Consider the following 11,414-nt stretch of genomic DNA (forward strand, 5'->3'; position numbering starts at 1 on the left):
ATGAAGGTCGCTATCGGGGGACCGCTGAAGGTCACCTTCAGGCCCTGGGTGGAAGGCCTGGAGAACATTCCCGCCGAGGGCCCCGCGATCCTGGCGAGCAACCACCTCTCCTTCTCGGACTCGTTCTTCCTGCCCGCGGTCCTCGACCGCAAGGTCACGTTCATCGCGAAGGCCGAGTACTTCACCACCCCCGGTGTCAAAGGCAAGTTGACGGCCGCCTTCTTCAAGGGCGTCGGCCAGCTTCCGGTGGACCGCTCCGGGGCGCGCGGCGCGGGAGAGGCCGCCGTCAGGAGCGGCATCCAGGTCGTCGAGCGCGGCGAGCTGTTCGGTATCTACCCGGAGGGCACCCGCTCGCCCGACGGCCGCCTCTACCGCGGCAAGCCCGGCGGTCTCGCCCGCGTGGCCCTCGCCACCGGCGCGCCCGTGATCCCGGTCGCGATGATCGACACGGAGAAGATCCAGCCGCCCGGCCAGGTCATGCCGAAGCTGTTGCGCCCCGGCATCCGGATCGGCAAGCCTCTCGACTTCCGCCGCTACCAGGGCATGGAGCACGACCGCTTCGTCCTGCGGGCGCTGACCGACGAGGTCATGTACGAGATCATGACGCTCTCCGGCCAGGAGTACGTCGACATGTACGCGACCGCCGCCAAGCGCCAGATCGCGGACGCGGCCAAGGTGGAGAAGGAGGCCGAGAAGGCCGCCAAGGCCTCGCAGGCACGCACGGACAAGGACCCGTCGGGTTCGTAACCTCGCGTTCCCGGATACGGTCGCGTACGCGAGGCGTTCATCGGGGGCGGACGGGTGGGGGACAGCGTGGCCAAGCGCGAGAGAGTCATGAGGATGTCGGTCGAGCAGCCGCTGTGGCGCGCCCTCACCGGCTACCGGCTCCTGACGATGGTGTACGTGATCGGCCTGTTCGCCAGCGCGTACGACAAGTTCGACCGCCCCTGGCTGGCCGTCGCCTACCTGGCCGTGCTGTCCGGCTGGACCCTGCTGACCCTGCCCAAGGTGGCCAACGCGGCCAACTGCACCAAGCGGTTCCTCGCCGCCGACCTCACAGTCGCGCTCGTCGGCATCCTGCTCACGCGGTTCGCCGACTCGACCGCGCGGGTGGAGGCGGGCGGTCCGACCCTGCCGTCGATATGGACCGCGGGCGCGGTGCTGGCCTTCGCCATCAAGGGCGGCTGGCGCTGGGCCGCGTTCGCCTCCACGCTCGTCGCCGTCGCCAACCTCATCCATCGCGGCGCCCCGACCCGCGACACCATCCACAACGTGCTGCTGGTCTGGGTCGCCTCCATCGCCATCGGGTACGTCGTCGAGGTCGCCCGCGCCTCGGAGCGCACGCTCGCCCGCGCCCTGGAGATCGAGGCCGCGACCCGTGAACGGGAGCGGCTCGCCCGGGACATCCACGACGGCGTGCTCCAGGTCCTCGCCATGGTCCAGCGGCGCGGCACCGCCCTCGGCGGCGAGGCCGCCGAGCTGGGCCGGATGGCGGGCGAGCAGGAGGTCGCGCTGCGGACGCTCGTCTCCGGCGGTCTGGTCCCCGTCTCGCGGGTGTCGGAGGACGCGGCCGAGGGTGCGCTCGTCCGGGCGGTGGAGGAACCGGACGACATGTCCACTGGCCCGGTGGATCTCCGCGCGCTCCTCGTCCCGTTCGCCGCCGCGGACGTCACCCTCTCCGAGCCCGGCAGCCCCGTACCGCTGTCCCCGCCCGCCGCGCGCGAGCTGGCGGCGGCCGTCGGTGCCGCCCTGGACAATGTCCGTAAGCACGCGGGAGCGGAGGCCAGGGCCTGGATCCTGGTCGAGGACTGGCCGGACGAGGTGATCGTGACCGTACGGGACGACGGGCCGGGCATCCCCGAGGGGCGGCTCGCGCAGGCCGAGGGCGAGGGCCGGCTCGGAGTGGCCCAGTCCATCCGGGGGCGGCTGCGCGACATCGGCGGCACGGCCGAGCTGATCTCGGTCCCCGGGCAGGGCACGGAAGTCGAGCTGAAGGTACCGAAGGCCCCACAGGGGCCGAAGGACACACGGGGGAAGGCGGAGAAGCGGTGACGGAGAGCAGGACAGTGGCCGGACAAGCACAGCGGAACGGCGGCGCCGGGGGCGGCGGGATCAGGGTCATGGTGGTGGACGACCACCCCATGTGGCGTGACGCCGTCGCCCGGGACCTGGCCGAGTCGGGCTTCGACGTGGTCGCCACGGCGGGCGACGGCGACCAGGCCGTACGCCGTGCGCAGGCGGTGGGGCCCGACGTCCTCGTGCTGGACCTCAACCTGCCGCTGAAGCCCGGCGTCCAGGTCTGCAAGGAACTGGTGGGCGTCAACCCGGCCCTGCGCGTGCTGGTCCTCTCGGCGAGCGGTGAGCACGCGGACGTACTGGAGGCGGTGAAGTCCGGCGCGACGGGCTATCTGCTGAAGTCGGCGTCGACCGAGGAGCTGATCGACGCGGTGCGCCGCACGGCCGTCGGCGACCCGGTGTTCACCCCCGGCCTCGCGGGCCTGGTCCTCGGTGAGTACCGCCGCCTGGCCTCCGAGCCGGCGCCCGCCGCGGGCGCCGACGAGCCCAAGGCGCCGCAGCTCACCGAGCGCGAGACCGAGGTGCTCCGCCTGGTCGCCAAGGGCCTGAGCTACAAGCAGATCGCCGAGCGCCTGGTCATCTCGCACCGCACGGTCCAGAACCACGTCCAGAACACCCTCGGCAAGCTCCAGCTCCACAACCGGGTCGAGCTGGTCCGCTATGCCATAGAGCGGGGTCTCGACGACGAGTAAACGCCCCGAATCACTCCATAGGGTGAAGGTGATTTGATCAACTCACCTGCAATCACCCGGAATTCGCCGGATTTGACCTCCCGTACATGCCGAAGTGACGTGGATCACTATTAGCGTGACCTTCACCAGGCAACCGCGGCGAAGGGACATTTCCATGCGGGTCGGAGTACTGACCGGAGGCGGCGACTGCCCCGGGCTCAATGCCGTCATCCGGGGCATCGTCCGCAAGGGCGTGCAGGAGTACGGCTACGACTTCGTCGGCTTCCGGGACGGCTGGCGGGGACCGCTGGAGAACGACACCGTACGGCTCGACATCCCCACCGTGCGCGGCATCCTGCCCCGCGGCGGCACCATCCTCGGCTCCTCGCGCACCAACCCGCTGAAGCAGGAGAACGGCATCCGCCGCATCAAGGACACCCTCGCCAAGCAGGAGGTCGGGGCGCTCATCGCGATCGGCGGCGAGGACACGCTCGGAGTCGCCGCCCGCCTGTCCGACGAGTACGGCGTGCCGTGCGTGGGCGTCCCGAAGACGATCGACAACGACCTGTCCGCCACCGACTACACCTTCGGCTTCGACACCGCGGTCGGCATCGCCACGGAGGCCATCGACCGCCTCCACACCACCGCCGAGTCCCATATGAGGGTCCTGGTCTGCGAGGTGATGGGCCGTCACGCCGGCTGGATCGCCCTCCACTCCGGCCTCGCCGGCGGCGCCAACGTCATCCTCATCCCCGAGCAGCGCTTCGACCTCGACCAGGTGTGCGCCTGGATCACCTCCCGCTTCAAGGCGTCGTACGCCCCGATCGTGGTCGTCGCCGAGGGCGCGATGCCCAAGGACGGCGATGTGGTGCTGAAGGACGGGTCGCTGGACTCCTTCGGCCATGTCCGCCTGTCCGGGGTGGGCGAGTGGCTGGCGAAGGAGATCGAGAAGCGCACCGGCAAGGAGGCCCGCACGACGGTCCTGGGACACATCCAGCGGGGCGGCACCCCCAGCGCCTTCGACCGCTGGCTCGCCACCCGCTTCGGCCTCCACGCCATCGAGGCGGTCCGGGACGGCGACTTCGGCAAGATGGTCGCCCTGCGGGGGACGGACATCGTCCGCGTCCCCATCGCGGAGGCCACGGCGAAGCTGAAGACGGTGGACCCGAAGCTGTACCAGGAGGTGGGCGTCTTCTTCGGCTGACCCGGGGCCCCCGCGCCCCGTCAGGGGCGCGGGGAACCGCGCGGGCAACCTCGTGGGCTACACGGAGCGCCGGCCCGAGAACGTGCCCGTCCCCCGCACCTGCCCCACCAACTCCCGCACCACATCCGCCCCGTTCAGCGTCAGCACCGACTCCGGATGGAACTGCACCCCCGCGAACCCGGCCCCGCGTACGGCGTGCACCTCCCCGTTCTCCGCCCGGCTGATCTCGATGCCGTGCACGGCCAGCTCCCGGGCCGCCTCGTCGTCGCAGCGCGCCACGAAGCTGTTGTAGAAGCCGACGGTCTCGGTCCGCCCGAACAGGTCGATCGTCGTCTGCGCGCCCTGGTACGGCACCTCCTTGCGCACGATCTCCAGGCCCAGCTCGGCCGCGATCAGCTCGTGCCCGAGGCAGACGCCGAGGACGCCGTGCCGGTGGATCCGGAGCACCTCGGCGGTCAGGCCGCGCAGGAACCGCATCTTCGGGTCGGCCGGGTCGCCCGGGTCACCGGGTCCGGGGCCCAGCACCACCGGCCCCTCGTGCGAGAGCACCGCCTCCCGCAGCCCGGGCTCGTCGTAGCGCCGGACGGTGACCTCAAGACCGCCCGAGCGCAGCACATGCGCGAGCATCGCCGTGAAGGTGTCCTCGGCGTCGACGACCAGCGCGTGGCCCCGCAGGGACTCCGACTGCTCCTGCATCCGCAGCCAGAACGGCGCCAGTGAGGACCGGCGCCCGTCGAGCGCCGCCCGCACCCGGGGGTCGTCCGCCAGCCGGGGCCGTACGCCCTCCTCGCGCGGCCGCCGCCCGAGAACGCCCAGGGCCGCCAGCACCCCCGCCGCCTTCGCGTGGGTCTCGGCGACCTCGCTCGCCGGGTCCGAACCCCGCACCAGCGTGGCGCCCACCGGCACTCTCAGCCGGCCGTCGGCCGCGATGTCCGCCGTACGGATGAGGATGGGGGAGTCGAGGGTCTGGGCACCGCCCGCGTCCCGGCCCAGCAGCGCCAGCGCGCCGGCGTAGTAGCCGCGCCCGCCGACTTCGTGGCGCTCGATGACCCGGCAGGCGTTCTGCACCGGCGAGCCGGTGACCGTCGCCGCGAACATGGTCTCCCTCAGGACCTCCCGCACATCCAGCGAGGACTTCCCGCGCAGCTCGTACTCGGTGTGCGCGAGGTGTGCCATCTCCTTCAGCCGGGGGCCGACCACCACGCCGCCCATGTCGCCGACCGTGCACATCATCTTGAGTTCCTCGTCGACGACCATCGACAGCTCCTCGATCTCCTTGCCGTCGGCGAGGAAGTCGAGCAGATGCTCGGGTGTCGGGCCGTTGGCCGGGTAGCGGTACGTGCCGCTGATCGGGTTCATCACGACCGTGCCGCCGGACATACGGACGTGCACCTCGGGGCTCGCGCCGACGAGGGTCCGCTCACCTGTGTGCACGACGAACGTCCAGTACGCGCCCCGCTCGCCTTCGAGGAGCCGCCGGAAGAGCGCGAGGGCGTCCGCGCGCGAGAACCCCGGGATCTCGCCCTCGTATGTCCGCCGGATCACGAAGTTCGCGCCTTCGCCGTGCCCGATCTCCTCGCGCAGCACCCGGCCGACGATCTCCGCGTACTCCTCGTCGGCCACGTCGAAGCCGCCGCCCCGGACCTGGACGTCGTGCGCGGGCAGCTCGGTGAGGGCCTGGGCGAGCGGCAGTTCGTACGACTCCTCCGGCGTCAGCACCGACAGGGGGGTGCCGTCGTCGCGAACGTCGAAGCCGCGTTCGCGGATCTGACGGAAGGGGACGAGGGCCAGCCCCTCCTCGGGGAGGTCGGCGAGCCGCTCGTACGTGGTGACCGGGCCGAGCAGGACCTCGACGGTGTCGTGGTCGTGGAGGCCCGGGGTGCGGCGGCGCAGCAGGGCGAACGGGCGGGGATCGTCGAGCAGATCGTGCAGATGCATGGGGCGTTCCTCATTCCTGGCGGTGATCGAGGAGGAACGGACCCGGTCGCGAAAACACCGAAGGCCGCCCCTCGGGCGGCCTTCGCGAAGTCGTGCGTACGCGCAGTCAGTGGGCCGCCGGGAGGACGGTCCACCACCAGTTCTGGTTCTGGGTCGAGTGCGCGAACATGCGCCGCACCTTACACGAGGCGCCAACGAGTCACGGTTCAACGACACCCAGGACCCCGCGCGGATCGCCGTACCGCAGGCCACCGGTAGCAAAGCGGCACCGGCGGAAATCCTGGCCCGGCCGCCCTCCCGGAAGGCGGGCCCAGCGGTTCCGGTGCTCGTCCAAGGGAGCAAGGGCCTCTGTAGGGTCTGCGACGGCGACAACTCCGACGGCCGTCCCTGAGGCCCTGGACCTCCTCGCCTCCCGCGCCGGCTCCGGCCGCCGGCACCACGACCTGGGAGTCAGCCCCGAATGACCGCGCACGACATCGCCCGCCTGCTGCCCGCCGTACCCGACCTGAGGGACCGGCTCCGGGCCATGGCGATGCTGGAGGCGATCCTCAGCCCAGAGCGGGCCGACCGGTACCACTCCTACGACCGCGCCTGGTCGCCCGGCGTCGAGGTGGCCACCATGAGCACCGGCTCGGGCGACGAGTTCTCCGTGGTCTTCGAGGACGGCACGGCGTACATCAGGGGCTTCGCCCACGAGTCCCCGATGAGCCCGTACGCGGCCGACGGCCCCTGGCCGGGCGTCCTCGACAAGGTGCCCGAGCCGCTGCGGCGCTGGGTGAGCGAGCCGGCGTTCACCGATGAGGACGGCATCCCGGTGGTCACCGCCTGCCTGTGGCGCGGCCCGTCCGACGACGGCTGGCGCACCGGCGACATCGACTACCCGGACGGCCCCGACCCCGACGGCGCGAACCACCTCTTCCGCCTCCTCGCGACCCCGGGCCCCGCCGCCCCGGACGCCTTCCGCGAGTTCGCCGAGGACCACTACGGCGAGCCCCTGGACCCGGCGGCCGTCCGGCACGTGTACGCCCTGCGCCCGCTGACCGGCGCGGTGGTCGCCGCCCTGAACGGCGACGTCACCCTCGCCGACCTGGCCGAGGACGCCGAGGCCGTGGGCTACCCGCAGGTGGGCTGACCCGCACGGCCCGCCGCAGCCGAACGAGCGGGGAATGTCTCACTTGATGGGCAGGGGGATGGACGCCTGACACAACCCCGTAATGTGGACGTCGTGACCGTGAACGCTAAGTCCAGCGCGAGCGCTGGCAACACCTGGCGAGACCTGCCCGCGGCGCAGCAGCCCGAGTACCCCGACACCGAGGCTCTGCGCGCAGTCGTTGCGGAGCTCGAGTCGTATCCGCCGCTCGTCTTCGCGGGCGAGTGCGACCAGCTGCGCGCCCGGATGGCGGCCGTCGCCAAGGGAGAGGCGTTCCTCCTCCAGGGCGGCGACTGCGCGGAGGCCTTCGACGCCGTCTCGGCCGACCACATCCGCAACAAGCTGAAGACGCTGCTCCAGATGGGCGCCGTCCTCACGTACGCGGCCTCCGTGCCGGTCGTGAAGGTCGGCCGCATCGCCGGGCAGTACTCCAAGCCCCGCTCCAAGGGCACCGAGACCCGCGACGGCGTGACCCTGCCGACCTACCGCGGCGACTCGGTCAACGGCTTCGACTTCAACGAGGCCGCCCGCATCCCGGACCCCGAGCGCCTGAAGCGGATGTACAACGCCTCCGCGTCCACGCTCAACCTGGTGCGCGCCTTCACCACCGGCGGTTACGCCGACCTGCGCCAGGTGCACGCCTGGAACCAGGACTTCGTGAAGTCGTCCCCGTCCGGCCAGCGCTACGAGCAGCTCGCCCGCGAGATCGACAACGCGCTGAACTTCATGCACGCCTGCGGGACCGACCCGGAGGAGTTCCGCACCGTCGAGTTCTTCTCCTCGCACGAGGCGCTGCTGCTGGACTACGAGTCGGCGCTGACCCGCGTGGACTCGCGCACGGGCCGGCTGTACGACGTCTCCGCGCACATGGTGTGGATCGGCGAGCGCACCCGCCAGCTGGACCACGCGCACATCGAGTTCGCCTCGCAGATCCGCAACCCGATCGGGATCAAGCTCGGCCCGACGACCACGGCCGAGGAGGCGCTCCAGTACATCGAGCGTCTCGACCCCGACCGCGAGCCGGGCCGGCTGACCTTCATCGTCCGCATGGGCGCCGACAAGGTCCGCGACAAGCTCCCCGAGCTGGTCGAGAAGGTCACCGCCTCCGGCGCGACCGTGGCCTGGGTGACCGACCCGATGCACGGCAACACCTTCGAGGCGGCCTCCGGCCACAAGACCCGCCGCTTCGACGACGTGCTCGACGAGGTCAAGGGCTTCTTCGAGGTCCACAAGGGCCTGGGCACCCACCCGGGCGGCATCCACGTGGAGCTCACCGGCGACGACGTCACCGAGTGCGTGGGCGGCGGCGACGAGATCTTCGTCGACGACCTCCACCAGCGTTACGAGACGGCCTGCGACCCCCGGCTCAACCGCAGCCAGTCCCTTGACCTGGCGTTCCTGGTCGCGGAGCTGTACCGCGACTAGTGACAGCTGACGCAACAGAGTGGAGTGGGGCGCGGATCACATACGATCCGCGCCCCACTCCACTTTTGCGCTCCCGGAGTGCCGGGTAAGGTTAGGTTAGCCTTATTGATCTCGGCGGGAGGTGAATCCGCGTGTACGTCTGCAGCTGCTTCCAGGTGACTGAAGCGCAGGTCCAGCAGCACGCGGACAGGGGAGCCTGTACGCCCCGCCAGATAGCCTCCGCCTGCAAGGCCGGCACGGACTGCGGCTCGTGTGTCCGCCGGATCCAGGCGATTCTCGGCCGGGGCGCGTTCCCGCGCCGTGACCTGGCCGACCGGAGTGAGCCGGTTCTGACCGAACTCGAGGAAGCGGCGTAGCTCAGCTCTCCGGCTGCTCGATCAGCTGCGCGAGGTAGAGCGCCTCACCGAGCTTCTCCAGCAGCTCCAGCTGGGTGTCGAGGTAGTCGATGTGGTGTTCCTCGTCCGCGAGGATCGACTCGAAGATGTTCGCCGAGGTGACGTCGCCCTTCTCGCGCATCACCTTGATACCGCGCTTGAGCCGGTCGATCGCCTCGACCTCGATCTGCCGGTCGGCCTCGAACATCTCCTTGACCGTCTGCCCGACCCGGACGTGGAACAGCCGCTGGTAGTTCGGGAGCCCGTCCAGGAACAGGATCCGGTCGGTGAGCACTTCCGCGTGCTTCATCTCGTCGAACGACTCGTGCCGCGTGTACTTCGCGAGCTTCGTCCACCCGAAGTTCTCCTGCATCTTCGCGTGCAGGAAGTACTGGTTGATCGCGGTCAGTTCGGCGGTCAGCTGCTCGTTGAGGAATTCGATGACCTCGGGGTCGCCCTGCATCGCTACGGGTTCCTTCCAAGCGGGGAACTAGGAGGTTGCGCCGCGATGATTGCACCGGCATCGAAGATCGTCCAGTAAGTGCAAGCTTAGTAAGTAAGTCCATCCTTAGTCCGATTTGCCCGAATGAACTCGATCTTGGTCATGGGCATCGCCCGAGGTCTGTCAGGATGGAGTCATGGGTCAGCCGGCGGAACGCGAAGCAGAGGATCGCGCATCGGGGAACGCGAACCGGCCGCAGCTCCCGCCGGGACAGCGACTCCAGCGCGGCTGGCCGGTCACGCACTACGGCCCGGTCCCCAAGTTCCGCCCGGAGCGCTGGGACTTTAGGGTCTTCGGCGCCACGGCCGACGGCGAGAAGCGCGCCTGGACCCACGAGGAGTTCACCGCTCTGCCGTACGCCACGGTCGTGGCCGATCTGCACTGCGTAACGAAGTTCAGCATGGTCGGCGCGGAATGGGGAGGCATCCCCGCCCGTACGATCCTGGACACCGTCCCTCCGGCGCCCGAGGTCACCCATGTGATGGTGTGGGCCGAGTACGGCTTCAGCTCCAACCTCCGCCTCGCCGACTTCGCCTCCGACCGCACGATCTTCGCCACCCACAAGGACGGCGAACTGCTGACCGCGGAGCACGGCTTCCCGGTGCGGCTGGTGGTGCCACACCTGTACGCCTGGAAAGGCCCCAAGTGGGTCCGCGGCATCGAGTACATGACCACCGACCGGCGCGGCTTCTGGGAGGAGCGCGGCTACCACAACATCGGCGACCCCTGGCAGGAGCAGCGCTACTCCTACCAGGAGGAGCCCGGGGAGGGCCCCGAGCTCTGACGTCCGGCGACGCCCACGGTCAGTGGCGGAACTGGTGCATCCACGATTGGCGTGCCCCCGTGCCCCCGTGCCCCCGTGCCTCGTGCCCCGTGCGCGCGTGCCCCTTGCCGCAGCCGATCAGACCCGGGTCGCCGCCCTCAGGCCGACACCCCTTCATCACTCCCCGTGGCGTGAGTGCGTAGCCGAAGAACAACGCGAGCGCGATCACCGGCGCCGTTGTCGGCGCCGTATACCCGCCTGGGGTGCTTCTCGACGCGGTGGTCCGCGTCAGCCGTCCCGCAGCTTCTTCAGCCGCTCGACATCCGCCGCGTGCCCTTCCTGCCCGCCGGGCGTCTCGATGATCAGGGGCACGCCCTCGGTGGCCGGGTGGGTCATCAGCGCGCGGAACGGGTCCTCGCCGATGTGCCCGGAGCCGATGTTCTCGTGGCGGTCCTTGTGCGCGCCGACCACATCCTTGGAGTCGTTGGCGTGGATCAGTTTCAGCCGCCCCGCGCCGACGGTCTCCACCAGCAGATCGAGGGTCTGGTGCATCCCGCTCGGACCGGTCAGGTCGTGCCCGGCCGCGAAGATGTGGCAGGTGTCCAGGCAGACGCCCAGCTTGGGATGCGCGTCGAGCGCCTCGAAGTAGGGCCCGAAGTCCCAGGTGCGCGAGCACAGGGACGCCCCCTGCCCGGCGGTCGACTCCAGCAGCAGATACGGGTCGTCGTCATGCGTCAGCTCGTCGAGCAACGGCAGCAGATACTCCCGCACCTGCTTCAGCGCGACGGACCGCTCCCGCCCACCGGTCGCACTCCCGGTGTGCACGACCACCCCGAGGGCGCCGATCTCCCGCCCCCTGCGCAACGAGTGCCGCAGCGACTCCACGGACTTCTCGACCGTCGCCTCGGTGTGCGACCCGAAGTTGATGAGATACGGGGCGTGCACATACGCCGGAATCGACTCCTCCGCGCACGCCGCACGGAACTCCTCGTCCTGCCGCGGATTCCCGACGGGCGTGGCCCAGCCACGGGGGTTGGCGACGAAGACCTGCACGGTCTCGGCCTTCAGCTCGCGGGCATAGCCCAGCCCGACGGAACTGAGCCCACCGGCGACGGGGACGTGCCCACCGACGGGATTACGAGAACGCCCGACGAGACCGGACGAGGAAGGGGAGGAAGGGGAGGAAGGGGAGAGGGCGACCGAGGACCCGGAAAACCCGGGGGACTGCTGAGTACTCACGGCACCAGGGTGTCATGAGGGGCCGGGGGCTCGGTCGGCGGACCGACCTGTGGTGGCCGCAGGCAGCCGCGC

The 11,414-nt window shown here is 70.4% G+C and carries 12 protein-coding genes; 8 read left to right on the top strand and 4 right to left on the bottom strand.

Going from position 1 to position 11,414, the window contains the following annotated elements:
- The 4 genes from SGFS_RS41450 (at position 1) to SGFS_RS41465 (ending at position 3,951) form a co-directional block, all read left to right on the top strand.
- Entirely contained in the window at positions 1 to 747 is a 747-nt protein-coding gene (locus SGFS_RS41450) for a lysophospholipid acyltransferase family protein (protein WP_286257456.1), read from the top strand.
- Between the two features lie 66 nt (positions 748 to 813).
- A complete protein-coding gene (gene macS, locus SGFS_RS41455) occupies positions 814 to 2,052 on the top strand; it encodes a MacS family sensor histidine kinase (protein ID WP_286257457.1) in 1,239 nt (412 codons plus the stop codon).
- Positions 2,053 to 2,120: 68 nt separating this feature from the next.
- Positions 2,121 to 2,768, top strand: coding sequence for a response regulator (locus SGFS_RS41460; protein WP_286260316.1), 648 nt, complete (start codon positions 2,121 to 2,123; stop codon positions 2,766 to 2,768).
- Positions 2,769 to 2,922: 154 nt separating this feature from the next.
- A complete protein-coding gene (locus tag SGFS_RS41465) occupies positions 2,923 to 3,951 on the top strand; it encodes a 6-phosphofructokinase (RefSeq protein ID WP_286257459.1) in 1,029 nt (342 codons plus the stop codon).
- A 57-nt stretch (positions 3,952 to 4,008) separates the two neighbouring features.
- On the opposite strand, the gene SGFS_RS41470 is transcribed toward SGFS_RS41465, so the two are convergent.
- Both SGFS_RS41470 and SGFS_RS51555 read right to left on the bottom strand, forming a co-directional pair.
- Positions 4,009 to 5,889, bottom strand: coding sequence for an anthranilate synthase family protein (locus SGFS_RS41470; RefSeq protein ID WP_286257460.1), 1,881 nt, complete (start codon positions 5,887 to 5,889; stop codon positions 4,009 to 4,011).
- Between the two features lie 106 nt (positions 5,890 to 5,995).
- The gene (locus SGFS_RS51555) at positions 5,996 to 6,058 is read right to left on the bottom strand and encodes a trp operon leader peptide (protein WP_009335003.1); all 63 of its coding nucleotides are present in this window, start codon (positions 6,056 to 6,058) and stop codon (positions 5,996 to 5,998) included.
- 291 nt (positions 6,059 to 6,349) lie between these two features.
- Here SGFS_RS51555 and SGFS_RS41475 point away from each other — a divergent pair, with 291 nt between their 5' ends.
- The 3 genes from SGFS_RS41475 to SGFS_RS41485 all read left to right on the top strand — a co-directional run bounded on the left by SGFS_RS41475 (position 6,350) and on the right by SGFS_RS41485 (position 8,820).
- On the top strand, positions 6,350 to 7,021 hold the full coding sequence (locus SGFS_RS41475; RefSeq protein WP_286257461.1) for a hypothetical protein: 672 nt from the start codon (positions 6,350 to 6,352) through the stop codon (positions 7,019 to 7,021).
- Positions 7,022 to 7,114: 93 nt separating this feature from the next.
- Positions 7,115 to 8,464 carry a class II 3-deoxy-7-phosphoheptulonate synthase gene (locus SGFS_RS41480; RefSeq protein ID WP_286257463.1) on the top strand — a complete coding sequence of 450 codons (1,350 nt, stop codon included), beginning with the start codon at positions 7,115 to 7,117 and terminating at the stop codon, positions 8,462 to 8,464.
- A 131-nt stretch (positions 8,465 to 8,595) separates the two neighbouring features.
- The gene (locus SGFS_RS41485) at positions 8,596 to 8,820 is read left to right on the top strand and encodes a (2Fe-2S)-binding protein (RefSeq protein ID WP_286257464.1); all 225 of its coding nucleotides are present in this window, start codon (positions 8,596 to 8,598) and stop codon (positions 8,818 to 8,820) included.
- 1 nt (position 8,821) lies between these two features.
- On the opposite strand, the gene bfr is transcribed toward SGFS_RS41485, so the two are convergent.
- Positions 8,822 to 9,301 (bottom strand): bacterioferritin, encoded by a 480-nt coding sequence (gene bfr / locus SGFS_RS41490; protein ID WP_286257465.1) that lies wholly within the window; start codon positions 9,299 to 9,301, stop codon positions 8,822 to 8,824.
- A gap of 175 nt (positions 9,302 to 9,476) precedes the next feature.
- Between bfr and SGFS_RS41495 the strand changes: the two genes are divergently transcribed.
- A complete protein-coding gene (locus SGFS_RS41495; RefSeq protein ID WP_286257466.1) occupies positions 9,477 to 10,124 on the top strand; it encodes a sulfite oxidase-like oxidoreductase in 648 nt (215 codons plus the stop codon).
- Between the two features lie 267 nt (positions 10,125 to 10,391).
- Here the strand turns inward: SGFS_RS41495 and SGFS_RS41500 are convergent, their stop codons facing one another.
- Positions 10,392 to 11,342, bottom strand: coding sequence for a deoxyribonuclease IV (locus tag SGFS_RS41500; RefSeq protein WP_286257467.1), 951 nt, complete (start codon positions 11,340 to 11,342; stop codon positions 10,392 to 10,394).
- Between the last annotated feature and the right edge of the window lie 72 nt (positions 11,343 to 11,414).

The organism is Streptomyces graminofaciens, assembly GCF_030294945.1.
In the GTDB taxonomy this organism is placed as follows: domain Bacteria; phylum Actinomycetota; class Actinomycetes; order Streptomycetales; family Streptomycetaceae; genus Streptomyces; species Streptomyces graminofaciens.

Excerpts from the sequence above, each read along its gene's own strand:
- SGFS_RS41450 (WP_286257456.1), top strand. The coding sequence starts at position 1 with ATGAAGGTCGCTATCGGGGGACCGCTGAAGGTCACCTTCAGGCCCTGG.
- SGFS_RS41460 (WP_286260316.1), top strand. The coding sequence starts at position 2,121 with ATGGTGGTGGACGACCACCCCATGTGGCGTGACGCCGTCGCCCGGGAC.
- SGFS_RS41465 (WP_286257459.1), top strand. The coding sequence starts at position 2,923 with ATGCGGGTCGGAGTACTGACCGGAGGCGGCGACTGCCCCGGGCTCAAT.
- SGFS_RS41470 (WP_286257460.1), bottom strand. The coding sequence starts at position 5,889 with ATGCATCTGCACGATCTGCTCGACGATCCCCGCCCGTTCGCCCTGCTG.
- SGFS_RS41475 (WP_286257461.1), top strand. The coding sequence starts at position 6,350 with ATGACCGCGCACGACATCGCCCGCCTGCTGCCCGCCGTACCCGACCTG.
- bfr (WP_286257465.1), bottom strand. The coding sequence starts at position 9,301 with ATGCAGGGCGACCCCGAGGTCATCGAATTCCTCAACGAGCAGCTGACC.
- SGFS_RS41495 (WP_286257466.1), top strand. The coding sequence starts at position 9,477 with ATGGGTCAGCCGGCGGAACGCGAAGCAGAGGATCGCGCATCGGGGAAC.